General features: G+C 44.0%; 23 protein-coding genes. 6 read left to right on the top strand and 17 right to left on the bottom strand.

Annotated features, from left to right (window positions below):
- Positions 1 to 49 precede the first annotated feature (49 nt).
- Positions 50 to 1,054 carry a tRNA dihydrouridine(20/20a) synthase DusA gene (dusA, locus tag AB4323_RS20030; RefSeq protein WP_019822275.1) on the bottom strand — a complete coding sequence of 335 codons (1,005 nt, stop codon included), beginning with the start codon at positions 1,052 to 1,054 and terminating at the stop codon, positions 50 to 52.
- Between the two features lie 104 nt (positions 1,055 to 1,158).
- On the opposite strand from dusA, the gene AB4323_RS20025 reads away from it, so the two are divergent.
- Complete coding sequence (locus AB4323_RS20025) at positions 1,159 to 2,229, top strand: tyrosine-type recombinase/integrase (RefSeq protein WP_372153190.1); 1,071 nt, start codon at positions 1,159 to 1,161, stop codon at positions 2,227 to 2,229.
- A gap of 103 nt (positions 2,230 to 2,332) precedes the next feature.
- On the opposite strand, the gene AB4323_RS20020 is transcribed toward AB4323_RS20025, so the two are convergent.
- The 7 genes from AB4323_RS20020 to AB4323_RS19990 all read right to left on the bottom strand — a co-directional run bounded on the left by AB4323_RS20020 (position 2,333) and on the right by AB4323_RS19990 (position 9,695).
- Entirely contained in the window at positions 2,333 to 3,595 is a 1,263-nt protein-coding gene (locus AB4323_RS20020; RefSeq protein ID WP_372153188.1) for a hypothetical protein, read from the bottom strand.
- A gap of 234 nt (positions 3,596 to 3,829) precedes the next feature.
- Complete coding sequence (locus AB4323_RS20015) at positions 3,830 to 3,991, bottom strand: hypothetical protein (protein WP_372153186.1); 162 nt, start codon at positions 3,989 to 3,991, stop codon at positions 3,830 to 3,832.
- Positions 3,991 to 4,122, bottom strand: coding sequence for a hypothetical protein (locus AB4323_RS20010; protein WP_372148486.1), 132 nt, complete (start codon positions 4,120 to 4,122; stop codon positions 3,991 to 3,993). The genes AB4323_RS20015 and AB4323_RS20010 overlap by 1 nt, the downstream gene beginning before the upstream one ends.
- A gap of 85 nt (positions 4,123 to 4,207) precedes the next feature.
- Positions 4,208 to 6,571, bottom strand: coding sequence for a hypothetical protein (locus tag AB4323_RS20005; protein WP_372153184.1), 2,364 nt, complete (start codon positions 6,569 to 6,571; stop codon positions 4,208 to 4,210).
- Positions 6,572 to 6,614: 43 nt separating this feature from the next.
- Complete coding sequence (locus tag AB4323_RS20000) at positions 6,615 to 8,090, bottom strand: glycerophosphodiester phosphodiesterase (protein ID WP_372101203.1); 1,476 nt, start codon at positions 8,088 to 8,090, stop codon at positions 6,615 to 6,617.
- 216 nt (positions 8,091 to 8,306) lie between these two features.
- Complete coding sequence (locus tag AB4323_RS19995; RefSeq protein ID WP_372153182.1) at positions 8,307 to 9,461, bottom strand: hypothetical protein; 1,155 nt, start codon at positions 9,459 to 9,461, stop codon at positions 8,307 to 8,309.
- 24 nt (positions 9,462 to 9,485) lie between these two features.
- A complete protein-coding gene (locus tag AB4323_RS19990; protein ID WP_017059942.1) occupies positions 9,486 to 9,695 on the bottom strand; it encodes a hypothetical protein in 210 nt (69 codons plus the stop codon).
- A 433-nt stretch (positions 9,696 to 10,128) separates the two neighbouring features.
- Between AB4323_RS19990 and zur the strand changes: the two genes are divergently transcribed.
- Entirely contained in the window at positions 10,129 to 10,587 is a 459-nt protein-coding gene (gene zur / locus AB4323_RS19985) for a zinc uptake transcriptional repressor Zur (protein WP_017078243.1), read from the top strand.
- 17 nt (positions 10,588 to 10,604) lie between these two features.
- Entirely contained in the window at positions 10,605 to 11,066 is a 462-nt protein-coding gene (locus AB4323_RS19980) for a chemotaxis protein CheX (protein ID WP_017059940.1), read from the top strand.
- Between the two features lie 153 nt (positions 11,067 to 11,219).
- Here the strand turns inward: AB4323_RS19980 and pgi are convergent, their stop codons facing one another.
- Complete coding sequence (pgi, locus tag AB4323_RS19975) at positions 11,220 to 12,872, bottom strand: glucose-6-phosphate isomerase (RefSeq protein ID WP_017071572.1); 1,653 nt, start codon at positions 12,870 to 12,872, stop codon at positions 11,220 to 11,222.
- A 326-nt stretch (positions 12,873 to 13,198) separates the two neighbouring features.
- Between pgi and AB4323_RS19970 the strand changes: the two genes are divergently transcribed.
- Positions 13,199 to 13,618 carry a secondary thiamine-phosphate synthase enzyme YjbQ gene (locus AB4323_RS19970; protein WP_017059938.1) on the top strand — a complete coding sequence of 140 codons (420 nt, stop codon included), beginning with the start codon at positions 13,199 to 13,201 and terminating at the stop codon, positions 13,616 to 13,618.
- 117 nt (positions 13,619 to 13,735) lie between these two features.
- On the opposite strand, the gene AB4323_RS19965 is transcribed toward AB4323_RS19970, so the two are convergent.
- From AB4323_RS19965 to AB4323_RS19955, 3 genes are read right to left on the bottom strand one after another with little or no spacing between them, the layout of a single operon-like run.
- A complete protein-coding gene (locus AB4323_RS19965) occupies positions 13,736 to 14,941 on the bottom strand; it encodes a BamA/TamA family outer membrane protein (RefSeq protein ID WP_372153180.1) in 1,206 nt (401 codons plus the stop codon).
- 23 nt (positions 14,942 to 14,964) lie between these two features.
- On the bottom strand, positions 14,965 to 16,050 hold the full coding sequence (alr, locus tag AB4323_RS19960) for an alanine racemase (RefSeq protein WP_065584772.1): 1,086 nt from the start codon (positions 16,048 to 16,050) through the stop codon (positions 14,965 to 14,967).
- Between the two features lie 6 nt (positions 16,051 to 16,056).
- On the bottom strand, positions 16,057 to 17,448 hold the full coding sequence (locus AB4323_RS19955; RefSeq protein ID WP_016767560.1) for a replicative DNA helicase: 1,392 nt from the start codon (positions 17,446 to 17,448) through the stop codon (positions 16,057 to 16,059).
- A gap of 176 nt (positions 17,449 to 17,624) precedes the next feature.
- Here AB4323_RS19955 and AB4323_RS19950 point away from each other — a divergent pair, with 176 nt between their 5' ends.
- Positions 17,625 to 18,509, top strand: a complete 885-nt coding sequence (locus AB4323_RS19950; RefSeq protein ID WP_372153178.1) for a DUF481 domain-containing protein — start codon at positions 17,625 to 17,627, stop codon at positions 18,507 to 18,509.
- Between the two features lie 181 nt (positions 18,510 to 18,690).
- On the opposite strand, the gene rplI is transcribed toward AB4323_RS19950, so the two are convergent.
- The 5 genes from rplI to rnr all read right to left on the bottom strand — a co-directional run bounded on the left by rplI (position 18,691) and on the right by rnr (position 23,608).
- Complete coding sequence (gene rplI / locus AB4323_RS19945) at positions 18,691 to 19,143, bottom strand: 50S ribosomal protein L9 (protein WP_010434182.1); 453 nt, start codon at positions 19,141 to 19,143, stop codon at positions 18,691 to 18,693.
- 38 nt (positions 19,144 to 19,181) lie between these two features.
- Positions 19,182 to 19,409 carry a 30S ribosomal protein S18 gene (gene rpsR, locus AB4323_RS19940; protein ID WP_000090472.1) on the bottom strand — a complete coding sequence of 76 codons (228 nt, stop codon included), beginning with the start codon at positions 19,407 to 19,409 and terminating at the stop codon, positions 19,182 to 19,184.
- Positions 19,410 to 19,521: 112 nt separating this feature from the next.
- A complete protein-coding gene (rpsF, locus tag AB4323_RS19935; protein ID WP_004741278.1) occupies positions 19,522 to 19,911 on the bottom strand; it encodes a 30S ribosomal protein S6 in 390 nt (129 codons plus the stop codon).
- 277 nt (positions 19,912 to 20,188) lie between these two features.
- Positions 20,189 to 20,929: a 23S rRNA (guanosine(2251)-2'-O)-methyltransferase RlmB gene (rlmB, locus tag AB4323_RS19930; protein WP_017063180.1), complete on the bottom strand. Its 741-nt coding sequence runs from the start codon at positions 20,927 to 20,929 to the stop codon at positions 20,189 to 20,191.
- 177 nt (positions 20,930 to 21,106) lie between these two features.
- On the bottom strand, positions 21,107 to 23,608 hold the full coding sequence (gene rnr / locus AB4323_RS19925; RefSeq protein ID WP_017063179.1) for a ribonuclease R: 2,502 nt from the start codon (positions 23,606 to 23,608) through the stop codon (positions 21,107 to 21,109).
- Between the two features lie 247 nt (positions 23,609 to 23,855).
- Between rnr and AB4323_RS19920 the strand changes: the two genes are divergently transcribed.
- The gene (locus AB4323_RS19920; protein WP_017063178.1) at positions 23,856 to 25,265 is read left to right on the top strand and encodes an amidohydrolase; all 1,410 of its coding nucleotides are present in this window, start codon (positions 23,856 to 23,858) and stop codon (positions 25,263 to 25,265) included.
- Positions 25,266 to 25,329: the final 64 nt, after the last annotated feature.

Here is a 25,329-nt window from a genome sequence, read left to right as displayed (position 1 = left end):
TTAACCTCTAGTGGCGAATTTAACCTTAAGTTTTTAACTTAGAGGGAGCTTAAACATTTAGCTCTTTAGGGATCTTAGCCAATGCTGTTTGCATCACTTCAATACCTGCACCTTTCTTATGTGCGTTTTCACTGATGTAGCGACGCCATTGTCTTGCACCAGGCATGCTTTGAAACAAACCAAGCATGTGACGAGATATGTGACCTAAGCTTGCGCCATTTGAAAGTTCACGCTCGATGTACGGGTACATCTCTTCGACAACCTGTGAGCGCTTCTTAATTGGTGTGTCTAAACCAAAGATCTGTTGATCAACTTCAGCCAAAATAAATGGGCTATGGTAAGCCTCACGACCAATCATCACACCATCAAGGTGTTGCAAGTGCTCCTTAGTTTGCTCAAGAGTAGTAATGCCACCATTCACGGCAATCACCAGATCAGAGAAATCTTTCTTGATTTGGTATGCACGATCATAATCTAGCGGTGGGATCTCACGGTTCTCTTTCGGGCTAAGGCCACTCAACCACGCTTTACGCGCGTGAATAGTAAATTGCTCACAGCCACCTTTTTCAGAAACCGTCGAAACAAACTTAGTTAGAAACTCATAAGAGTCTTGGTCATCGATACCGATACGCGTTTTCACGGTAATTGGAATATCAGTGACTTCTTTCATCGCTGAAACACAATCTGCCACCAACTCGGGCTCAGCCATCAAGCATGCACCAAATCGACCATTCTGAACTCGGTCTGAAGGGCAACCTACGTTAAGATTCACTTCATCGTAACCACGCTCACCAGCAAGCTTGGCACAAGCCGCAAGATCAACCGGGTTTGAACCACCGAGTTGAAGTGCAAGAGGATGTTCTTGCTCGTTATATTCTAGGAAGTCGCCCTTACCATGTAAGATCGCGCCCGTTGTTACCATTTCCGTGTACAGAAGAGTCTGCTGAGAAAGCAAACGGTGAAAGTAACGACAGTGGCGGTCAGTCCAATCGAGCATGGGTGCAACAGAAAGTCGGTTACTAGCGTATTTACTGGTTTTATTAGTGTTTGTCATGATTCAGCCCCAATTAATACTGTACAAACATACAGTGAATTACCTAGAATTAAACGGAATTACTTCCTGTAGTACCCCTCAAGTACCCCTTTAGGAGTTGGACAATGGCAAGTTATACCATCGAGACCAGAAAGCTAAAAAGCGGTGAACCAAGGTTCAAGGTAACAATCATCGTTAAAAAGAATTCGCGCATTATACACAGGGAAAGCAAAACTCTAAAAAAGAAAGCACTCGCTAAAGTTTTCGGTAAAAAAAGGGTAGCTGAACTCGAAGCTCAAGGGGTACTCAATCAGCCAAAAACAGTCCCCCTTTCGGTACTCCTCGATTTGTTCATGGCTGAGCGTGATCTCTGGGACAATACAGGCCGCACAAAACGCTACGTTATTAAAATGCTTAGGGATTGCGACATCGCCCAAGTTGAGAGTAATCAGCTACTAACTAGCGACTTAATCGAGCACTGTAAAAACAGAAGAGGCGCAGGAGCCAAACCCGCAACGATTTATCATGATATTGCTTACCTACGTTCTGTAATGAAAAAGTCTAAGCCTGTCTTCAACATCGACACCAATCACCAGATATTTGATGAAGCCGTCCCAGTTCTGATTGATATGGGGTTAGTTGGTAAGAGTCAGAAGCGAACACGTCGCCCAACTTCTGAAGAACTGAAACTATTAAAGCTTGGATTAGAACAACGCGAGTCTTTCCGGCCAAACGGCACAACTCGAATTCCATTCACTGACATTCTTGAGTTCAGTATTCTTACTTGTATGCGAATTGGTGAAGTCTGCAAGCTGCGTTGGGAAGACCTAAACCAAGAGCATAAGAGGATGCTCGTTAGAGATAGAAAAGACCCAAGAAAGAAAGAAGGTAATCACATGATTGTCCCGCTACTTGGTGAGTCATTTGAGATCGCACTAAAGCAACCAAACAAAGGTGAGCTTATTTTCCCATACAACTCACGAAGTGTTAGCGCAGGCTTTCAAAGAGTGAGAAACGAGTTAGGTATTGAGGATTTGAGGTATCACGACCTACGAAGAGAGGGAGCAAGTCGACTATTTGAAAAGGGCTACTCAATTGAAGAAGTAGCTCAAGTGACAGGTCACCGAAACTTGAACATTTTGTGGCAGGTTTATACTCAATTGTTTCCGCATAAGTTGCATCATAAGACTCAATAATGAGTGTTTACATTGCGTACTCTAGAACGTGACATTGAACCATACGCGAGATATCAAGAATCAAACGTTGAAAAAAGGGCTTCATAAGAAGCCCTATTTCTACTTAAACCTGTGGAGCGCCCCACTTTAAATAGAAGGCAAAGAATGGGTCCGTGATATGAAGTTTTTGCTCTTCTTTTTCCCAGTCAATAACAGGAGTTGATGCTTCATCTGAAGAAGCTATTTCACTCATTTTTTCAAGTACTCGAGTCACCTCGTGCGCCTGAGGAACAGAATCTGTAAGAATTTCTCGGACAGCAGTCCTAAGTTCTTCGTAAGTAACCGTTTGCATCGCTGGCTTGAGTCTCGCCAACGCTAATAAGACAACTTTATAGATATCAACTTTCTCCCCGTTAGTCAGGGTACGTTGGATTCTATCAGAACGCTGGCGTGGTCCCGTAGATAGTTTGTCAAAAATAATCTTACCTGTAGACTCACCAACTTGCTGAAAAATTGAATCATCGAACTCGTAAATGTGAACTGTATTCGGGCGTGTCTCTTCAATTTTGTTGACCTTACACAACTGTCGACAGAACTCTTGCATCAAATGAGGGCTACCCATAGATTCAATGGTTAACCTATTGACAACACTATCTGAAACTTCGACGTTAAGTAATGGGAAGCCAGTTAGTGGAATTTGCTTAAGCTCATCTTCTTCCCAGTAGGGCATTGTAATATTTTCAATCCGCCCTGTTATCTCTCGCTCTACTTTTATAGCATCGTAGCGTCTGTGAGGTATGGCAATTAAAATCACTGCGACACCATGAAATACTAAAGGCTTGACAGCTCGTACAAACTTGCCCTGTAAGTCTCGTGCAAAATAATGAAAATCATCAATGATTAAATTAGCACCAGAAGCTTTCAAAGCTTTTAATGCAGCACTTTTAGAGGACATAGCAAGTGATGACTTAGTTGCAGTTGAAGAGTTTGCGGATGTTTCGGCACCAATTGATGCATCTACCGATGCAAAACCAACGCTACCTTTTCCTTTACCAGTTCCTTTCAGTTTATTCGAAGAACCGTTGCTTTCTGTTATTTCAAAGCTAGTCCATCCATCTAATGCACTAAGTATTTGTTCCCAAACATCGTCTTCATCTTCGACTGACCCACCATTGATCCAAACATTATTATCTTCTAGTTCAGGGTAAACTCGTTGAGATAACACTGTCTTTCCTGACTTTGTTTGACCAGTAAGAGTTACTAGTTTACATAAATTGTCCTGAGCGGATTCGAGTGAATCTCTTATGCTACTTTCAACACGCTCAATATAAGTAAGTTCTGGCATACCACCGGGTACGAATACCATCGAAGAACGATATTTTTTCATATTTTCCTAAATCTGAATTATGAGAGTAATCCCATAATACATAGATATGGTTCGATTAGGCAATAACGCACTAATGTTTCGAGTGTTAATGTGAAATTGATTGTTTTAGGTCGTGAAAACAACCATTAACGACATGTGAATGAGTATTTAGCTAATCAGGATTAGAGGTACATTCGTGTTAGACGAGCAGAAATAACTAAAGCAGTAGAGCAACACTATTGAATAAGTAGAGCCCTATGAATTAGGGCTTTTACTTTCAAGTCGAGTCAAACGCTCATCCATCTTTTCCATCATTAAGCGCAGCCACTTCACATCCGTTTTAAGCGCAACGCCCACACCTACACCACTAGATAAAGCACTGACAACGGCAACAATGATTGTTTGATACTCTGCCATTACTTGAACTCATTGCGTAGGGTTTCCCATAGGCCAAATACTATTGGAGCACTTGCGCCAATAATGCCACCGAATTGAACACCGTCTGCAGATACACTCGCGGTGATAAGTTCAGGGTGAGCAGCTACCAAAGCAGCTCCCGCGCCAAGTAACGCTAAACCCTTTTTAGTGGAAGGAGCAGATCATTTTCTTCTGTTCACTTTCTATGACGCGGACTTAAATAACCAACTTTTCAAGTTCGATTCGGTGAGAGGCTTTTCCTTTACTGTGCTTTACCCATAAACGCTTTGGTTGGTATCCATTGGCACGGACCTCAACATCATAATTACCCTCTGGCAATCGCATACCGGCTTGGTACCTAGGCTTAATATTCATTATTCGAACCTTAAAACCCGGTTGGTTCTGTGCATTTGAATTGATGTACATAGGAAACTCCGTTTGGGCTTCATTATTGTTTTTAGCTGAACTCACCGGTTCGCTCTCAGCACGCTGAGTTAAATAACGAGCAAAAACACCATCCAACTCCGCTACCGAATGCTCCAAAGAGGTAGAAAACCCATCAGTAATACGCATACTTTTGTCTATTTGAGCGCCAAGTGGATGAATCAACGGTTGAGTATGTATCACCCAACGAACGGCATAAGAAGCCGACGGAGATAGTGTGTCACTGACTTGCTCTAAGAAAAAGCCAATCGTTGAGTCCGTTTGAGTGTACTTGGATGAAAATACATTCACAGGCACAACAAGAATAACGAATATGACGATAAACGAGCTGCCTATATTCAGAGCCTTGCTCTTCAAGTTCGGTGCTGGCCGTGGTTTATGGTAATTCATCAACACGATAAATTTTCCTGGCAGCTTAAACACCGTTAGGACAACGAGAAATAGCGATAGTCCCATTGATATTGGCGGCACAATGATAGAACGCAATGCCGCTTTGCCTTGTTCAGCATAAGGGCCATCATCAGCAAACTGAGCGCGTGACGCCTCAATATAACCTAGCCAATAATCTCTCTCACGCCTCACATTTGGAACAATAACCTGTTGGTAAAATTGCTTATTATTCCACGTCGCCATCATGGGCTCGACGTAATAACGTTCGCCCATACGATTCTTTATTTGTTGCTGAACTTCGGCTACTTTTTGAAAATCATTCCAAGATAAGTTCGGTTCAATGTCGTAACCCCGCTGCTTTGCCTCGGCATGCCAACGAGCTTTGGTGTCCTTCATAACTTTGTTTCTGACTGCATTTTTAAACACGCTAATTTGGTTTATTTGCCAATTGGAGTCTAAATGGATCCCCTTTCGATGAACTTGAGTACGAACCTTACTTGCTGTTGTAGAGTGGGAGCGAAACTCCGACATAGAGTCGATTCCCATAGGATAACCGGTCTCTTTTAAGAACTGTTTTTGCCACACTGCCAGTATTCGTGGTGTGTAATGAGCGACACTATTGGTATACGTTTTATCTTGAATGGCTTCTCCAGCTTGCCCTGTCGCCTGCTCAATACCGGCTTGGATAACTGATAAGCCTAGAGAACCGAATGCTTCCCCCCAAGATGTTTCACCTTTCGTTCGTCGAAAGGTTTTCTCTAACCAATAATCCATCGGTTGGTGGGGAATCGAGTTATCTTTTAATAAGCGTTCATAGCGATCTTCAATGCGGCTGATACAATTGGCTCTTGAGCTTCCTTTGCGTTTATAACAGCGTTCTTTATCATCAAATAGGTCAAAAATAGGTTGTGCAACTCTTTGTGCTCTCGCCTCTGCTCTCGTTAAATAGGCCTTACTCGCCTGTTGATAATCACGATACCCCGTCGCGACGGTCGACTCGACCTCTTCCCACGCTTGATTGGCCTTTTGATGGCGAGACTCTACCGTCTGATTATACGCCCCAACATGTTTTTGATATTGATGCCACGATTGCTGAACTTCACTCCGTAATACTTTATAGTTCGCATAGTGCTCATCGAAATTGGCGTTTGCTCGATTTTGAATATAACGATCCAAAATTTGAACTTTCTTATCATCAATATGACTTAAGAATGCATCATTGCTGTAAACCAACCCACCGATCAAAGCGAGAAAAGTCATTTCTGACGACTCGGTACTCGCCTCTGAGTTATAAGGGATCCCTTCGATATTAATCGCATTCATCGCTAAACTAGATCGCAGTACAGAGGAAAAGAAAGCCTCCTGTCTCTGCTTTGCACTACTCGGTTCAATCAACCATTTATCTATTACCGCCTTTTGACCAAAAAAAACCGTTGGCCAAACCAAAGCTGTAATCACGACCAACGATGAAATAGCGCGAAACTTCGTCGTGGTCAGCCATCCTTTAAGTAGAAAATCCGCAACAATTAAAGTCACCCCGATCCCTGAGATGGTTCGGCCAAATAGCTCCGTTTTATGTAATTGAACATCACTAACATCGATTCCACCCGCAATTTCAACCAACTTGGCGTTGAAAGCGACTTCAGGAAAAAGATAAAGAAGTGAACAAAAAAACAACAAAACAGCCAACCATTTCGGCTTCTTATTATTTGTGGTTATTACGTCCTGGCTAGGAACTGGTTTCATCTTAACGCTTCCATAATTTGTCTATCCCTGTTCTCATCAAACATCATTTTTCTGTCGGCATCGAAATGCTGATCGCATCGTTACTTAAATTTAAATCTTCATCTTGAATATCAAACAGCACTGCTGGCTTCGCGCTCTGCGTTGTTTGCGTTCTTTTTTTCACACCTTTCACGCTAGCAGGCTTGGAATATGACACACTCCTAATGAGACCTCGGTTAGTGATGTAATGGCCATCTTTGAGGTAATCTATTTGTTCATAGAGTCGGTGAAAATCAGCGTCATTGGGTAGGCCAGCAACGGTTTCGCCTGCTAACGTTGTGGGTTGGTAGCCATTTGATTGAACGACAAGCTGTGGAGCAAGCTGCTGACAAATAGAGAACTTACTGGTATCCATGATCGCCTCATCTGGCAGAGGTCGACCTGCCTTAGCTAACGAGACCAATTGATCTTGGTGGTAATCCGTTCCGTTAATCGTATAAGTCACCACCTTCATGCCTTGCGCTTTCGCACGGCTATAAATTGTGGCGTATTGTTGGTAACTTCTTATATCAACATGTAAGCCACTATTGGGACCAAGTATTCGTTTCACCGTTTTCGCTGAATGTTTTGGCTTGTGCTTACGATAACGACTTTCCATTGCAAAAGCGCGATCGATATTCTTTTGATTTTCCTGATAATAATCATCAGAACCCATGCCTCGTTTTGCATCCCGCTTAAACTGAGCAACCGACGCCGAATGAGGCTCCCATGCATACCCAAGATAAACACTTGAATTGATTTCCCGCATTTTTTTCAGAACGTCCATATCCATTGATGAATAAAAATAGTTTCTATAGGGGAGACTTTGTCTGGCCATTTCGTCGAGTTTAAACAAATCTTCCATGGAGCCATCTGATGTTTTTATTTCAATATTAAGGGGTTGTTCAATCGTTGCGTAATGGTACCAATCATTCACGGCTTCATTGAAATAAGCGGGACGATACCCATCTAATGTTCCGTCAGGGCTCCTTCCACTCAGAGAGTTCCACTCACTACTCTTCATACGACTCACGCGATATCGCTTACCATCACTACGAGCGGTTGCTCTTCCTGTTTCTATGTCGTGATGTACAACCCAATCTTTATCACGCGTCAGCATCACATCAATTTCTGCTCCATCAAAACCACTTACCGCCGCCATTTGAATCGCATTACGAGAGTTTTCAGCATAATTAGAGCTGCCACGGTGGGCGATAACATCAATAGGGCACTGTCCTTTGATGTAAGAGATATCCCCTCCCATGGTTTGATAAAGATTGCGCGATTTTAACGCCAACTGCATATCACGAAACATTTCTCGCCCCTCTGCTGAGTTATGATTCGAGATTAGTTTTGCATCTGCAGGTAATCCAAGCCCTCGCTCCAAGGTTGGTTGTGGTGGTGTTACTTTATCTGTAGATGAACATCCCTGAATAAGAGCAATAGTAGTGACAAGCAGCCCTCTTGAAAGCGTGGTTACACGTGAAGGTGGTGAAAACATGAGATCCTTATCCGTTGGTAGCTTATATGTGACATAACTGGGTTTCACACGCTGAGCACGACAAAGTCGGCCTCCAAGCACGGAGACCGCAAAGTGCTAATATATGATGACTCCAACCATTGATTTCGATTGTTGATATGTTGTTGGAGTGGACGTATTTAATGGTTTAATTTGATTGAAAGCAAAGGCTCAAAAACTCATAAATACAAATCATGATTACATTATTTCATCAAATAATAATTGAATAAGCCCTTGTTCATCTGGGATGTCATACCCCTTTCGACATGGATAAGCCAAACCATCTGTGAAGTTCAAAAACGAAAAGCTATTGTCTATGCTTTCGCTCCCCTCTTCATCCTGCCATGGTTCAATAGTACTGTTCTGTTTAGTCACGATATAACCACACGAATTGACAGGCATCTCGGTCTTACGATTTAAGACTATCTTATGATTGGAATTATTGTAGTGATTTACTCGAATCTTACCGGCTAACGCTAGATATATCGCCCCTGCGGCGCCCAAAAGCAAAGTATGGCCGATAACTTTACCTGTCGCACTCGCTACGGCGATTCCAACATTAGCAGTCGCACTCGCGATGCTTTGACCTCGGTTTCCATAACGGTCTGTAGAATACACGTAATCCACGCTATGTTTTCTTTCAACGCGAGCACGTTGTCTGACAGGAGTATGGTTTATGTACTCTTGACCACCAAAAGCATCAAAGTTGTGTATTAATACCGGAACACAATGATAAGTTTCTCCATTCCAGTTCACTACACGAGCCTTCATTTGCCATGGATAATACTCTTCATCTAAATATTTCTTACATAAAGCTGGTAACAAATGGCTAAGTAACGCTGTGTTGTGATCGCTCTGCGCCATGTTGTACAGTTCTTGCGTTATTGATCGGGCCTGCTCTTGATCTCCTGATCTTGCGGCAACGATAAAGAGAATGACCTCGCCCCAAAAAGTATCGTTGATCAAGTAGTCAACCGGCAAATTATCGATTTCGATTAAAGCTCGTGGAACATCTTCATCGGACAAAGCCTCCAATACTGCAGACAAGTGATGCACGCGATCTTGAGGCTTTGCAATAGGTTCGTAATATGCGTCACATCGTTCAACAAAGGTCTTCCAACGCATTATTTTTTTAAACTCCTCAGTTACTCCTTCCGTGGTGAGTAACTTAGGTTCAATATATTTTGCAATGTGCTTTTTATGACCGTCTCGCTTTTTCATCGCCTTTGTGTAAATTTTGCTATCAGACTTGAATAAGTGCAGTGCTAAACCATAGCTTTCATACCATTCACCAAGGTTAAGATGACTACTTTCTAATGAAGCTTTAGCCAAAGCGTCAAAATGCTTTTTCATTTTATTCCCTTCCAATTTGACGACTTAAATAAAGATAAAGGCGATGACTAAAATAATAGCTGCGGCTATAGCCAGTTTGATGTATAGCTCATTTTTTTTAACTCTTGGTTCTTCCACTTCTTCAAGCTTATCCCTCATGGCCTTAAAGTCATCCAAACGTTGTTGATAACGTTTTTCTCTTTGATTATAGATGGACAACAGTTTCAGAAATGATTCTTTGTTTACCTGCTCCACAGCTTAACTCCAAGCATTTGAAATTAAAGACTAAAACTCCAATACACCATGACAAGCTCATGTTGACAGGAGGGGTCAATAGTCTTCTTCTAGTCTATATTAGGCATCGATTTTAGCGAATAAGGAACAGTATGCGATAAGAAATGTGATTTAAAACAGCACATTATTGTAAGAAAAATTAATTGAGCTAAATTGAACTCAAATGAAGATGTCATATCAACTTTACCTCATACTTTTTTATAAACCTATTCACCAGATCTCTAATTCAACCTCATTAATCAGTTATGCCTTGAGTCACACTGTCATTTTGAGTTACCTTGTCTTATTCAAAGTCGTGGGTCACAATACGCTCTGTACCTGACTTTAATAGAAATCATTGGCTCCCAAAACGTAGTAACCTAGAAATAGGGTTTGAATAGGGATGTCCGATTGAATGGTGAAAAATTTGGACCACACATTAATAGAGCAAGTTGAAGGGATATGCGCATCTCGAGGCGTTAGATTAACACCTCAGAGAAAGCGAGTGTTTGAGCTCATTTTCTCTAATAAAAAAGCCTCCAGTGCTTATGAATTATTAGAGCAGTTGAAAGTCAGTGAACCGCAAGCCAAGCCTCCTACAGTTTATCGTGCTTTGGATTTCTTGTTGGAACAAGGTTTCATTCACCGAGTTGAATCAACCAATAGCTTCATATGTTGCTGTTCTTGCAATGCAAACAAACATTTCTCCCAACTACTGATCTGCGATAAATGTGGCACTGTGATAGAACTGCAGGACGATGCGCTTGTCACCCTACTCGCCAGTAACGCTGAGAAGCATGGCTTTCAATTGACGAATCATGTCATTGAATCGCATGGCATTTGCCAATCTTGCTCCTCCGAGATGAAAGAATAAGATTATAGAAGAACATTATGCGCGCTGAATTTGTAAACCCGTTTTTAGCTTCTTTGATGAACGTATTAAAAACGATGGCTTCTCTAGAATTGAAGCCACAAAAACCGAGAGTTAAGAAAGATGAAATCGCTCGTGGTGATGTATCCGGCCTAATTGGTATGGTGGGTACACAATCTCGTGGCTCTATGTCGATCACCTTTGATGAAGGTCTCGCTCTCGAAATCATGGAAAACATGCTTGGTGAACGACCAAACGGCCTCAACGAAGAAGTGACCGATATGGTGGGTGAAATCACTAACATGGTGACTGGCGGTGCGAAACGTATTCTTGCGGAAAGCGGTTTTGACTTCGATATGGCAACACCAATCGTGGTTTCCGGTAAAGGTCATACGATTCGTCACAAGTGTGATGGGGCAATCATCATCATGCCTTTCTCATCTCAATGGGGTAATGCTTTCATCGAGATCTGTTTCGAATAACAGCTGTTTATTTCTAGCAGTACTGAGTATCAACTCAAAGAAGGTTGGCATCATGCCAGCCTTTTTTATTACCTGCGATTTAACCAATGCTTGCTATACAGATACAAAAGCGCCAACCCGAAGGTTGGCGTTTTTTTGGTGCTATCAACTCAATTAAGCTTTAAGCGCTTTAAATGCGTTGATTAGACCGTTAGTTGAGCTGTCGTGAGACGTTACTTGAGCATCGTCAGCAAGCTCTGGAAGAATTTGGTTTGCTAGTTGCTTACCAAGTTCTACACCCCATTGGTCGAAGCTGAAGATGTTCCAGATAACGCCTTGAACGAAGATCTTGTGCTCGTACATCGCGATTAGGTTACCTAAAGAGCGAGGGTTGATTTGCTTAACAAGAATAGAGTTCGTTGGACGGTTACCTTCAAATACTTTGAAAGGTACAAGCTCAGCCACTTCTTCAGCTGTTTTGCCAGCCGCTAGGAATTCAGCTTCCACTGTCTCTTTTGTCTTACCGAATGCTAGTGCTTCAGTTTGAGCAAAGAAATTAGACATCAACTTCTGGTGGTGATCAGATGCTGGGTTGTGGCTGATAGCAGGAGCAATAAAGTCTGATGGGATCAGCTTAGTGCCTTGGTGAATCAGTTGGTAGAAAGCGTGCTGACCGTTTGTACCTGGTTCACCCCAGATGATAGGACCAGTTTGGTATTCTACTGGATTGCCGTCACGGTCAACAAATTTACCATTCGATTCCATGTTGCCTTGTTGGAAGTAAGCCGCAAAACGGTGCATATATTGATCGTAAGGTAGAATTGCTTCTGACTCAGCGCCGTGGAAGTTGTTATACCAAATACCGATAAGCGCAAGGATTACTGGAATGTTGCTTTCAAACTCAGTTGAAGCAAAGTGGTTATCCATCTCGTGAGCACCTTCTAGTAGCTCAACGAAGTTATCGAAGCCAACAGATAGTGAGATAGAAAGACCGATTGCAGACCATAGTGAGTAACGACCACCAACCCAGTCCCAGAATTCGAACATGTTGTCAGTATCAATACCAAACTCAGCGACCGCAGTTGCGTTAGTTGATAGTGCTGCGAAGTGTTTAGCTACGTGTGCGTTGTCACCCGCTTCAGCCAAGAACCAATCACGTGCAGAGTGCGCGTTAGTCATTGTTTCTTGAGTCGTGAATGTTTTAGATGCCACTAAGAATAGCGTTGTTTCTGGGTTAAGAGGCTTAAGTGTCTCAACGATGTGAGTGCCATCTACGTTAGAAACGAAGTGCATGTTTAGGCGAGTTTTGTATGGCGTTAGTGCTTCAGTCACCATGTATGGACCAAGATCCGAACCGCCGATACCGATGTTTACAACATCAGTGATCTCTTTACCTGTGTAACCTTTCCACTCACCAGAAACGATGCGGTGTGTGAACAGTTCCATTTTTGCTAGTACAGCGTTAACTGCTGGCATTACGTCTTTGCCGTCAACCATTACTGGCTTGTCGCTACGGTTACGTAGAGCAGTGTGAAGTACTGAACGACCTTCAGTCTTGTTGATTGCATCACCACCGAACATTGCTTCGATTGCAGACTTAACTTCAGTCTCGTTCGCAAGAGCAAATAGGTGCTGCATAGTTTCAGCATCGATAAGGTTCTTAGAGTAATCCACTAAGATGTCAGAACCGAAACGAGTAGAAAAGCTCTCGAAACGCTTTGCATCTTGAGCAAACAGCTCTTTCATATCCATATCTTGAGCAGACTCAAAATGTGCCGTTAGAGCTTTCCACGCTTGTGTTTGCGTTGGGTTGATATTTTTCAACATGGTATCTATCCCGATGTTACTGTAGGTTTTATTCTAAACGTCACCTGGGTGATGAATAGAACCCCCGATTAGGCGAAAGTTTATATTTTTCTGTGATGACCAAACCGCGTCACCACTGAAAGATTCTTTGTAATTTTTTTTCACGAAGTATTATGCCGCATATGAAGAGCTGTACCTTGAGATAAATCAGGATTAGATTTCCTGACAGAAGAATCGGTACAGACTCTAGCTCTAACATAATTAAATGTGAGCGATAGCTGATAAATTCAAGTTCAAAAGATAGCGTTAAACCACTTTTTTTCCAAATACATTATAAAGGATGGCGTATGTGGATTCAGAAGACTATACACCTAAATGCACGAAAGCGTGGATTTCATCTCATTACTGATGAAATTGAACAACAGATACACGATATCAATTCTCTATCTGTTGGTTTATTACATCTTTTTATCCAACATACCTCTGCCAGCCTCACGCTAAACGAGAACGCTGATCCTACCGTCCGTACCGATATGGAGTCGCACTTTAATAAGTTTGTCCCAGAGCGAGCGCCCTACTACAGACACACCTATGAAGGTGATGATGACATGCCTGCCCACATTAAAGCATCGACACTTGGCACCAGTGTGACAATACCAATTAGCAATGGTCGTTTAGCTTTAGGAACATGGCAGGGTATTTACTTAGGAGAGCACCGAGATTGTGGTGGAAGCCGAACTGTGATTGCTACGATGCAAGGTGAGTAGACTGCTTGAAAACAAGATCTCCTTAATAAAAACAATATCTTGTTAATAAAAAAGAGTGGTGTGTTTCCACGACCACTCTTATAAAAATAGTATTTGGCCTACTGTAGGCCAAAAGGTTTAGAAGGGCTGGTTTATCATAACCCTAAAGGCCCCTTCGTCACCACCTCGCGCCAACTCAGCACGTACAACAATGCCTTCCACTTGGAAACGCACCGCGCCACCTAAGCTCCATTTCATGTCCGAGTGCAGTGTTTTGATGTCGTACTCATCGGCAACGCGCCCTAATTCAGCAAACGCTACCCATTGCCACCAAGGCAAATCGTAGTAGTTTATCAGTGGGATATCGCCAAGTGGTTGCCAGTCAGGAAGTACTCGGTACTCAGCAGAATAATGAACTGCAGAGCGACCGTGATAACGACCTCCGGTATAACCTCGTAAACGATACAAGCCACCAAGTCGAGCTTGTTCTGTTTCCGGTGGACGAGCACAATCCTGCCCAGAACAGTTATCCCAGGTTGGTGTATCAGCAGTATAGAAATCGAGTGCCACAACTTGTTGATCGAATAAGTCCCCTAAAGGACCTAAAGCAAAGTACTGGCTATTTTGGAAGGTCCACTTAAGCCACAAGTCATCGTTAGACCAACTCTCTGCGCCAGTGGTGAACTCAAGGTTAGTGTGAGAACCTCTGGTCGGGTTGCGTGTGCTATCACGGTTATCCCAATCAAACGCCAAACTAAAGCCTGTTGCCTCCTCGGTATTATTTAAACCTTCCAACTCACGAGCAGTATAAAAAGGCGTAAATAGAATCGAACTGACACCCGATTCGATTGGCGAAGCAAAGCTCACATCTTTGATTGGCTGAAAAGCACCGAGTAAACCGTGTTCTGCAACGTTGCCCCAAGGTAGCAAATACTTAAACTCAAACTGATAGTTTTGCTCTAAGCCATCAGCAATGGTTTTGTCATCGATAGATGAATCATTATCGCCTTGAGAACCAATGTAATACGGGTTGTCGTTGAAGCGCGCTTGATACATCTGAGTGCTAAACAATACGTTCTCAGACAAGGCATAGTTAAAAGCCGATAGAAAACCGACGTAACTGTCTTTGTCTGAATAGAGTGCCATACCAAACAGAGCGGCTTGAGGTTGCCAAACACCCTTTGCGACACCCGCAACCCCAAAGGTGTTACCCATGGTTTCGGTGCTGAAGTAGAAAGGAACAAAGGCTGAATCTTTTTCTTCACTCACAGCGGAAGAAGAAAAGCTGACACCGAGTAATGTCATTGCAGACATTAGCCAGCTTCGAGTCGTTCGCTTGAACATAATTTACTTATCAAGATCCATGATTACTTCACATATTCCATCGCAACACGCGAAGTCAGCTTAGTGACTAACTCGTAAGCGATAGTGCCGATATGTTCAGCCACTTCTTCTGAAGGTAAATCTTTACCCCACAGAGTCGCTTCATCACCCACTTTATCTGCCGCATCAGGGCCTAGATCAACCGTTAGCATGTCCATTGACACACGTCCTGCGATCGGTACTTTTCGACCGTTAACGAACACTGGAGTACCGTTAGGTGCAGTACGAGGATAACCATCACCGTAACCAATCGCGATAACACCAACCTTGGTATCACGTTCACTGGTCCAGTTTCCGCCATAACCCACACTTTCACCGGCTTTCACATCGCGAACGGCAATTAGGTGTGAGGTCAGGGTCATCACAGGCAAAAATCCAAGCTCTTGCGCTGATTTATCAACAAACGGAGAGACACCGTAAGATATGATTCCCGGACGAACCCAATCAAGGTGGCTGTCTGGCCAAGCGAGTAAACCCGCAGAGGCAGCAAGTGAACGCTCCCCTTCACAACCTTCAGTAAGCGACAAGAAAAGCTCTGTCTGTTCAACGGTGGTTGCTCTATCCAGTTCATCAGCACAACCGAAGTGGCTCATGTAACGTAGAGGTTTGGCAACATTCGCACATTGATGCAAACGCTCAACAAAGTTTTGGTATTGCTCAGGGCGAACACCTAATCGGTGCATACCACTGTCGACTTTTAGCCATACCACAACGGGTGTTTCCAAATCCGTATTCTCTAGCGCGCTTAATTGCTCTTCACAATGCACCACCGTTTGAATGTTATTGGTCACCAAGATTGGCAAATCGCACGAAGAGTAAAATCCTTCCAGCAACAAAATAGGTTTAACAATGCCACCAGCACGAAGTTGTAACGCTTCTTCAATACGCGCCACACCAAAAGCATCAGAGCTTTTTGAATGCTTGGCTATATGCAGTAAGCCGTGTCCGTAGCCATTGGCTTTCACAACAGACATGACCTTGCACTGAGGAGCCTTCGACTTTATCTGGTTCAGGTTATGTTCGAGCGCGTTTAAGTCAATGCTCGCCGTCGCCGCTTTCATGTAAGTCATTAGCGATTACTCATCATCAAATGCAGGGCCTGCATAGTTATCAAATCGGGAGTGTTGGCCTTGGAACGTAAGACGAACAGAACCGATCGGACCGTTACGTTGCTTACCAAGGATGATCTCAGCAATGCCTTTCAAGGAACTATCTGGGTTATAAACCTCATCACGATAGATGAACATGATCAAATCGGCATCTTGCTCAATCGAACCTGATTCACGCAAATCCGAGTTTACTGGGCGCTTATCAGCACGTTGCTCTAGGGAACGGTTAAGCTGAGAAAGTGCCACAACCGGAACGTTGAGCTCTTTTGCTAACGCTTTCAATGAGCGAGAAATCTCGGCGATTTCAAGAGTACGGTTATCAGATAACGAAGGTACACGCATTAATTGAAGGTAATCTATCATGATCATAGAGATACCATCGTGTTCACGAGCGATACGTCGAGCACGAGAACGCACTTCTGTTGGCGTTAGACCCGAGCTGTCATCGATATACATATTCTTCTTATCCATCAGAATACCCATACTCGACGAGATACGAGCCCAATCTTCATCATCTAGCTGACCAGTACGAATCTTGGTTTGGTCTACGCGAGAAAGTGACGCAAGCATACGCATCATCAGCTGTTCGGCTGGCATCTCTAGCGAGAAGATTAAAACCGGTTTGTCTTGCTTCATCGCCGCGTTTTCACACAAGTTCATCGCAAATGTGGTTTTACCCATCGATGGACGAGCAGCAACAATAATTAAGTCAGAGCCTTGTAGACCTGCTGTTTTCTTGTTGAGGTCGTTGAAGCCAGTATCGACACCTGTCACACCATCTTGCGGCGTTTTGTATAGGATCTCGATACGTTCTAGCGTCTTCTCTAGAATGCTATCAACGTTTTGTGGACCTTCGTTTTCACTTGCACGGCCTTCGGCAATCGCGAAGACTTTACTTTCAGCAAGATCAACCAGCTCTTCCGATGTACGACCTTGAGGGTCATAACCAGAATCAGCAATCTCATTCGCGACACCAATCAGGCTACGAACAAGTGCACGTTGCGCTACGATATCCGCATACGCATTGATGTTTGCGGCACTTGGTGTGTTTTTCGCTAAGTCAGCAAGGTAAGCAAAGCCACCCACTTCTTCAAGTTGCTCACGCAGCTCTAAATGTTCAGAGAGTGTAATAAGATCCAGAGGAGAACTTTCTTCAAGGATATCCTTTACCGCTTCAAAGATCAGACGGTGAGGACGGCTATAAAAGTCTTTGGCCACAACCTTTTCGGCAACTGTATCCCAGCGTTCGTTATCTAATAACAAACCGCCAATAACAGATTGCTCAGCTTCTAATGAATGTGGCGGGACCTTGATGGCGTCCACCTGATCGTTGGCTGATTTCTGACTTTTGGTATCCACTATGACTACACTCAATAACTAATAATGATCGTTCATTATACCCAAGAACATCCGTTTGTAATCCGATCCTATGAGTTTGTTTTATTCTTCAGGAAGAATTTACCTATTGCTGACGGAATTAACCAAGGGTAGCATTACGATCCTGCCATTCACTCACTGTATAACTAGAGGTATGCGTGTCCAAATTATTGGCTCTGAGCACTGGTCTTCTAAGCACTGGTCTCCTGAGCGCTCCGATGGCCTTAGCTGATGATGCTAAAGACTCTGTTGATGCAATCCTCGACTCTATAGTAGTTTCAGAACCTACTGCTGAGCCGATCGTCGTTGCACCGACACCTGAAGAAAAAGAGTTGGATATCGCACCGAGTGATACAAGTGATACAGAACTGCCGAGCCCGCTAAAAACGGAAGTCGAATTTGGATATCAGTCGCATACTGGTAACTCTGATTCACGAGCGCTTAACGCACGCCTTAACGGTGAGTACACGGCTGGCCGTCATAGAACCAGTGGTGAATGGAAATACTACAACCTCTACAAAGATGGCGAAGAAGATAAAAGGCAATCGACTTACTCAGCTCAGAGTGACTACAAGTTAAGCCCTAAAACCTACCTTTACGGCAGTTTCAAAGGAGTCGACTCGAGATACAGTGCTTACTTTAAGGACTACACAATTTCGAGTGGTCTGGGTTACCAGTTTTCGAATACCGAAGAGTTTGTGTTGGAAGTCGAAGTGGGACCAGGTTTTCGTTACCAAGAACCGAACCTTGATGAGATTGATGATGATGACATCATCTTCCCAGAGATTGTTGAAGAGGCAATTTTCCGTGGCAACGTGAATACGTCATGGCAGGTGTTGAAGAATTTGCTGCTCAAGGCAGACGTGACGCTTGTCTCTGGTCACAGTAACCTAAAGTTTGATACTGAGTTAGAAGCCATCAACGATATTACTGACAATATCGCGCTGAAGATCGCTCACTCTCGCCAGTACCACGATAAAGTGCCTGAAGGCTTAAGCAAACAAGACTCTGTTCTATCGATCAACTTGCTCTTCCAGTTCTAATCTTAGGCCACCTCTAACCTTGAGAACAACTTGTTCAGCAATAACAGCTTATGGATCACCGTAAGCTTTTTACCTACTGTAGCCCTTCCTTGTACTTTCCTATATTCCAGACATAAAAAAACACCAGCGGAAGCTGGTGTTTTAAAACTTTCAAAAGAAAGAATTCGTCTTGGTACTGAAATTACTCAGCTGCAACGATAGCGATTTTCGCAGTAGCAAAAACTTCAGAGTGAAGTTGGATGCTTACTTCGAATTCGCCGATGTTACGTAGAGCGCCTTCAGGTAGGCGTACTTCGCTCTTAGCTACTGCAACACCTGCCGCTGTAATAGCGTCAGCGATGTCACGAGTACCGATAGAACCGAATAGTTTACCTTCGTCACCAGCTTTAGAAGCGATTGTAACGCCTTCTAGAGTGTTAACGCTCTCTGCACGAGCTTCAGCAGCAGCTAGTTGCTCAGCAACTTTAGCTTCTAGTTCAGCACGACGAGTTTCGAACATAGCAACGTTGTCTTTAGTTGCCATAACTGCTTTACCCTGTGGGATAAGGAAGTTACGAGCGTAACCAGATTTAACGTTTACTTGGTCGCCAAGGCCACCTAGGTTACCGATCTTATCAAGTAGAATAACTTGCATTATCTTAGTCCTCTTAAACTATTATTAACTATTACCGATTACTGATGCTTGTCAGTGTACGGTAGTAGAGCTAGGTAACGAGAACGCTTGATAGCGCGAGCTAGTTGACGCTGGTACTTAGCGCTTGTACCAGTGATACGGCTAGGTACGATTTTACCAGCTTCAGTGATGTAGTTTTTAAGAGTTGCTACGTCTTTGTAGTCAATCTCTTGTACGCCTTCTGCAGTGAAACGGCAGAATTTACGACGACGGAAGAAACGAGCCATGGGCTATCTCCTGATCTTAAATTTAGTAAAGCGGTCTTTCACAATTATCGAAATAACTATCAATGACCTAAAACAAGTTGAGAATTTTTTAAGGCGTTAAGCCAAAAAAGAATTACTCAGCAGCTGCTTCTGGTTTAGCTTCTGTACGCTCTTCGCGACGAGGAGCACGCTCTGCACGCTCTTCTTTTTGCTTAAGCATAATAGATTGCTCAGTCACAGCGCCTTTAGTGCGCATGATCATGTTACGTAGAACTGCATCGTTGAAACGGAAAGCAGTTTCTAGCTCGTCAATCACTTCTTGACCAGCTTCAACGTTCATAAGAACGTAGTGAGCTTTGTGAAGCTTGTTGATTGGGTAAGCCATTTGACGACGACCCCAGTCTTCTAGACGGTGGATAGTACCGCCAGCTTCAGTGATAGAACCAGTGTAACGCTCGATCATGCCAGCAACTTGCTCGCTTTGATCAGGGTGAACCATGAATACGATTTCGTAATGACGCATTTGGTTGCTCCTTACGGATTATTAGCTTCCACGAGTGGCCCGGTCGTCCAGAGGAAGCAAGGAACTAAAGATAAATGACCGAGTTTTAAGGACGGCAAATGTTATAGAAAGAACCCGGTATTGGCAAGCGCTATTTGGTGAATAATGAAACAGTTTTTCTGTCGCCATCTAGCCATCCGACAAACCGATGGATTTTGCTATAACAGCCTAAAAAGAAACGCCCACCAGCAAGTGGTGAGCGCTAATAAATTCATAGACTTAAAGCAGCGTTAACGCATTACTGAGCTAAACGCTGTCTTACCGCTTCGAACAGGCAAATACCCGACGCCACAGAAACATTTAAGCTCGATACGCTACCTGCCATTGGAATCTTAATCAGATCATCGCAAGTTTCACGAGTTAAACGACGCATACCGTCACCTTCTGCACCCATAACTACCGCAAGAGGACCCGTTAGCTTCGCTTGATAGATATCATGCGTTGCTTCACCTGCCGTACCCACAAACCATACGCCCTGCTCTTGCAGTGCACGCATTGTGCGAGCTAGGTTGGTTACGCGCACGAGAGGAACCGTTTCAGCTGCGCCACATGCAACCTTGCTTACCGTTGCTGTTAACGGCGAAGAGCGATCTTTAGGTACGATAACAGCAGCGACACCTGCGGCATCCGCGTTACGTAGACAAGCGCCTAGGTTATGAGGGTCTGTTACGCCGTCTAGAACTAACAGCAAAGGCTGTTCGTGCTGCGCTAGGATATCGTCTAGGTGAGTTTCATTAAGCTGCTTAGCAGGCTTCACCTTAGCAATAAGACCTTGGTGATTCGCACCTTGTGCTTTTTCATCCAACGGCTTACGACCCATCTGTTGAATCGACACACCAAACTGTTGCAGTTGGTTCAGTAATGGAAGAAGACGCTCGTCTTGGCGACCTTTCAATACATACGCTTCGATAAAACGTGCAGGATCTTTTTCTAGTACGGCTTTCACCGCGTGAATACCGTAAATAAATTCGTTACTCATTGTCTCAAGTTACTCTTATTGCTCAGAGAAGAATGACATCAATGCCGATGCATCCCTCTCTGTGTTGTTCATTTCGAGAGTAGCGTCTTACGCCTGATACTCTCGCATTAAATTAAATCAGTTAGGCGCTAAACCTGATTAGCAGAGCGCCTTATTTAGCCTTAAGATCTATCAGTCTTAAGAGTTATCAGCCTTTGGCTTACGGCTTGCAGCACGCTTTTTCTTAGCGCGAGCTTTAGCAGCACCGGTTTTATTCGCTGGCTTTTTCTTCTTAGCAGGGCCTTCGCTGCTTCCGTCAGGTCGCTTAGTTGGCTCAACCATAGGCTTCGCTGATACACCTGGCTTATTACTCTTCACTGCTGAGCGCTTCTTGCTTTTCGCCTTTTTCATCGCTTCGGCTGCACGCTTCTTGGCTGTTTTGCCTTTGCCACGCGGCTGACGATCAGTGTCTTCTAAGTCAAAGTCGATTTGGCGAGTTTCTAAATTAACCGCAGAAACCTTCACTTTAACCGAATCACCCAAGCGGTAGATATTACCTGAGCTTTCACCCACTAGACGCTGACCAACAGCATCAAATTGGTAGTAATCATTCGCTAGCGCTGAGATGTGCACCAAGCCATCAATGTGCAGTTCAGTTAGACGAACAAAGAAGCCAAAACCAGTCACGTTGGCAATCACACCATCCATCACCTCACCGACATGGTCTTGCATGTATTCACACTTCAACCAGTCGTTTACTTCACGCGTTGCGTCATCAGCACGACGTTCAGTCATTGAACACTGCTCGCCGTAGAAGTCCATATCATCGAAAGTGTAGTGGTAACCACCAGTTGGCGTCCAACGTTCGCTGTTACGACCTTCTTCTTTCGCAATAAGGTACTTAATCGCACGGTGCAATAGCAAATCTGGGTAACGACGAATTGGCGAGGTAAAGTGAGCATAGCGTTTAAGAGCTAAACCAAAGTGACCCGCGTTATCCGCGTTGTATACCGCTTGCTTCATTGAGCGTAGCAGCATAGTTTGGATTAATTCACGATCTTCACGTTCATTAATCTGTTGCATCAGTTGTGCATAGTCTACTGGTGATGGCGACAGACCACCTTCCAGTGTTAAACCTAATTCACTTAAAAAGCTCTTGAAGCCCATTAAGCGCTCTTCGCCCGGAGTTTCGTGAACACGGTACAGCGCAGGCTCTTTCGCTTTTTCTACGTAAGATGCCGATGCGATATTCGCAAGAATCATACACTCTTCGATGATCTTGTGTGCATCGTTACGAATTACTGGCTCAATACGGTCGATCTTACGATCCGCATTGAAGATAAACTTAGTTTCTACCGTTTCAAATTCAATCGCACCACGTTCGTCACGCGTTTTCTTAAGCACCTTATACATCTTATGAAGCTCTTCAAGATGTGGTACTTCAGGTTCGTAACGCTCACGTAATTCTTCATTGCCATCTAAGATCGCGCCTACTTTGTTATAAGTAAGACGAGCATGAGAATTCATTACCGCTTCGTAGTGCTTGTAGCCTGACAGTTTACCTTTGTCTGAGATAGTCATCTCACACACCATACATAAACGGTCTACCTGAGGGTTCAATGAACACAAACCATTTGAAAGCACTTCTGGCAGCATTGGCACGACTTGTGACGGGAAGTATACCGAGTTACCACGGTTAATCGCTTCTTTGTCTAGCGCTGTATCTGGGCGAACGTAGTAACTTACGTCAGCAATCGCTACCCATAGACGCCAGCCGCCGCCTTTCTTCGCTTCACAGTAAACCGCATCATCGAAGTCACGCGCATCTTCACCATCAATGGTAACCAATGGCAGTTTACGCAGGTCTACACGTCCTTCTTTTGCTTCTTCAGGAACATGCTCACCTAGGTTTTCGATTTGCTTATCTACCGCTTCAGGCCACTCTTGTGGGATCTGGTGAGTACGGATCGCGATCTGCGTTTCCATACCCGGCGCCATGTTTTCACCAAGAACTTCGGTCACTTTACCCATCATGTTACGAGAACGACCACCACGATCCGTAATTTCAATCACAACCACATTACCCATTCGAGCACCGCCTTTATGCTCAGTAGGGATCTGGATGTCGTGACTAATACGCGAATCATCAGCAACCACGTAAGAATGGCCATATTCTAGGAAGAAGCGACCAACAAGTGGCGTTTTGCGCTCTTCAAGAACACGAACCAAACGACCTTCACGACGACCACGTTTACTGTTGTCAGTAGGCTGAACCAATACGTAATCACCGTGCATGATGGTTTTCATCTGATGATGCGGCAGCACGATATCATTGTCTTTACCCACACTGCCGTCTGGGCGAACCCAACCATGACCGTCTTTATGACCAATCACATAGCCTTTGATCAGTTCCATCTTCTCAGGCAATGCGTAGCACTGACGACGAGTAAAGATAAGCTGTCCATCACGCTCCATTGCACGCAAACGACGACGCAGCCCTTCATATTGTTCCTCTCCAGCAAGACCCAAAGCTTCGAATAGATCGTTGCGGTTCATCGGAATATTCGCGTCTGTTAGAAACGAAATAATGAACTCTCGGCTTGGTACTGGGTTATCGTAATTTTTCGACTCTCGGTCGGCAAAAGGATCAACAGTGGTTGTCGCTGTCGTATTTTCTGACGTTGGTGTGTTTTTTGACATAGGCGGGCCTGCTTAAGCAAGGAAGGTATATACCCCTAGTATATCTGATGCTAGGGGTAAGCTACAGATATGCTTTAGAAAACACTCAAATAACCTCAGATTGATACATATCTTCACTTTGTGAAACATCGCTTCATAGACGTGGATTATCATCAAAATTTCAAGCAAACGATAAAACAAACGTTTGCGCCATGAATGAAATACACTATTATCCACGCACTTTACCAACTCCTGTTCTGGGTATGATATGAAACTAAAACGCACTTTATTGGCTTCAGCTATGGCGAGCCTAGCGCTGTTCCCATTCGCAAGTTCGGCAATGGAAAAGGCTGACCTGATGATTACCGATGCGATGGTTCTAACCATGAACCAAGACAAAACGGTTTATGAAAGCGGTACTGTTGTGGTCAAAGACAACAAAATCATTGCGGTTGGTGATGCTTCACTAGAGAAGCAGTACCAAGCTAAGCAAGTGTTAGACGTTGATGGCGATATCGTTATGCCAGGTCTCATCAATACCCATACTCATGTATCAATGACAGTTTTCCGTTCGTTAGCCGATGATGTGCCAGATCGCCTGCACCGTTACATCTTTCCGCTAGAGAAGAAGCTAGTATCGCGAGACATGGTACGCATTGGTGCCAACCTAGGTAACGTTGAAATGGTGAAAGGCGGTGTGACCACTTACGCCGACATGTACTACTTCGAAGATGAAGTCGCAAAAACCGTCGATAAGATCGGTATGCGTGCCATCCTAGGTGAAACGGTGATTAAGTTCCCTGTAGCCGATGCGGCCAACGCCGAAGAAGGCATTAAGTACGCGTTGAACTTCATTGAAGAATACAAAGATCACCCGCGAATCACACCAGCGTTTGCACCGCATGCGCCTTACACCAACACCACAGAGATCCTGCAGAAAATATCTAAGCTCTCCCTAGAGTTAGATGTTCCAGTAATGATTCACCTTGCAGAATCACACCGTGAAGAAGAGAAAATCGCAGAGCGTTCTGATGGATTGTCCCCGGTTCAATACATGGACAGCATTGGCGCACTCAACAAGAACTTGGTGGGTGCACACATGATCCTTGTTGACGATCATGATATCGAACTGGTGAAGAAATCGGATATGGGTGTAGCTCATAACATGAGTGCTAACATCAAGTCAGCAAAAGGTGTATCACCTGCCCTTAAGATGTATGACGAGAACGTGCGTATCGGTTTAGGTACTGATGGCCCAATGTCTGGTAACACACTGAGCACCATTGATGAGTTCAACCAAGTCGCTAAGGTTCACAAGTTAGTTAACAAAGATCGTGCTGCGATGCCGCCGATCAAAGTGATCGACATGGCGACCATGGGCGCAGCAAAAGCGCTGCACATGGAAGATAAGATCGGCTCTCTTGAAGCAGGCAAACTGGCTGACATCATAGTGATCGATACTAAGGCGCCAAACATGGTTCCGGTCTACAACCCATACTCAGCACTGGTGTACTCAGCTAACTCAGGCAATGTTCGTCATTCCATCGTTGATGGCAAGATCATCATGCAAGATCGCGACATGCTAACGGTAGACGAAGATAAGATCCGCCAAGAAGCACTCGATTTCACTAAGGTTGTTCGTGAAACGGTAATTGAGTCTGGTGAGGTTGTTCAATAAACTCGCAATCGAATAGCATGACCTCCTAAACGTAAAAAGCCCCGCACTAACTAAATTAGGCGGG

It is taken from the genome of Vibrio sp. 10N.261.52.C11 (genome assembly GCF_041471405.1).
Taxonomy (GTDB): Bacteria; Pseudomonadota; Gammaproteobacteria; order Enterobacterales; family Vibrionaceae; genus Vibrio; species Vibrio crassostreae_C.
The sequence above is the reverse complement of the archived record's forward strand: the minus strand, read 5'-3'. Positions and strand labels throughout refer to the sequence as shown.

Bases quoted from the DNA above. Each gene is read 5' to 3' on its own strand.
- dusA (WP_019822275.1), bottom strand. From the start codon at position 1,054: ATGACAAACACTAATAAAACCAGTAAATACGCTAGTAACCGACTTTCT.
- AB4323_RS20025 (WP_372153190.1), top strand. From the start codon at position 1,159: ATGGCAAGTTATACCATCGAGACCAGAAAGCTAAAAAGCGGTGAACCA.
- AB4323_RS20020 (WP_372153188.1), bottom strand. From the start codon at position 3,595: ATGAAAAAATATCGTTCTTCGATGGTATTCGTACCCGGTGGTATGCCA.
- AB4323_RS20015 (WP_372153186.1), bottom strand. From the start codon at position 3,991: ATGGCAGAGTATCAAACAATCATTGTTGCCGTTGTCAGTGCTTTATCT.
- AB4323_RS20005 (WP_372153184.1), bottom strand. From the start codon at position 6,571: ATGAAACCAGTTCCTAGCCAGGACGTAATAACCACAAATAATAAGAAG.
- AB4323_RS20000 (WP_372101203.1), bottom strand. From the start codon at position 8,090: ATGTTTTCACCACCTTCACGTGTAACCACGCTTTCAAGAGGGCTGCTT.
- AB4323_RS19995 (WP_372153182.1), bottom strand. From the start codon at position 9,461: ATGAAAAAGCATTTTGACGCTTTGGCTAAAGCTTCATTAGAAAGTAGT.
- zur (WP_017078243.1), top strand. From the start codon at position 10,129: ATGGTGAAAAATTTGGACCACACATTAATAGAGCAAGTTGAAGGGATA.
- AB4323_RS19980 (WP_017059940.1), top strand. From the start codon at position 10,605: ATGCGCGCTGAATTTGTAAACCCGTTTTTAGCTTCTTTGATGAACGTA.
- pgi (WP_017071572.1), bottom strand. From the start codon at position 12,872: ATGTTGAAAAATATCAACCCAACGCAAACACAAGCGTGGAAAGCTCTA.
- AB4323_RS19970 (WP_017059938.1), top strand. From the start codon at position 13,199: ATGTGGATTCAGAAGACTATACACCTAAATGCACGAAAGCGTGGATTT.
- AB4323_RS19965 (WP_372153180.1), bottom strand. From the start codon at position 14,941: ATGTTCAAGCGAACGACTCGAAGCTGGCTAATGTCTGCAATGACATTA.
- alr (WP_065584772.1), bottom strand. From the start codon at position 16,050: ATGACTTACATGAAAGCGGCGACGGCGAGCATTGACTTAAACGCGCTC.
- rplI (WP_010434182.1), bottom strand. From the start codon at position 19,143: ATGCAAGTTATTCTACTTGATAAGATCGGTAACCTAGGTGGCCTTGGC.
- rpsR (WP_000090472.1), bottom strand. From the start codon at position 19,409: ATGGCTCGTTTCTTCCGTCGTCGTAAATTCTGCCGTTTCACTGCAGAA.
- rpsF (WP_004741278.1), bottom strand. From the start codon at position 19,911: ATGCGTCATTACGAAATCGTATTCATGGTTCACCCTGATCAAAGCGAG.
- rlmB (WP_017063180.1), bottom strand. From the start codon at position 20,929: ATGAGTAACGAATTTATTTACGGTATTCACGCGGTGAAAGCCGTACTA.
- rnr (WP_017063179.1), bottom strand. From the start codon at position 23,608: ATGTCAAAAAACACACCAACGTCAGAAAATACGACAGCGACAACCACT.
- AB4323_RS19920 (WP_017063178.1), top strand. From the start codon at position 23,856: ATGAAACTAAAACGCACTTTATTGGCTTCAGCTATGGCGAGCCTAGCG.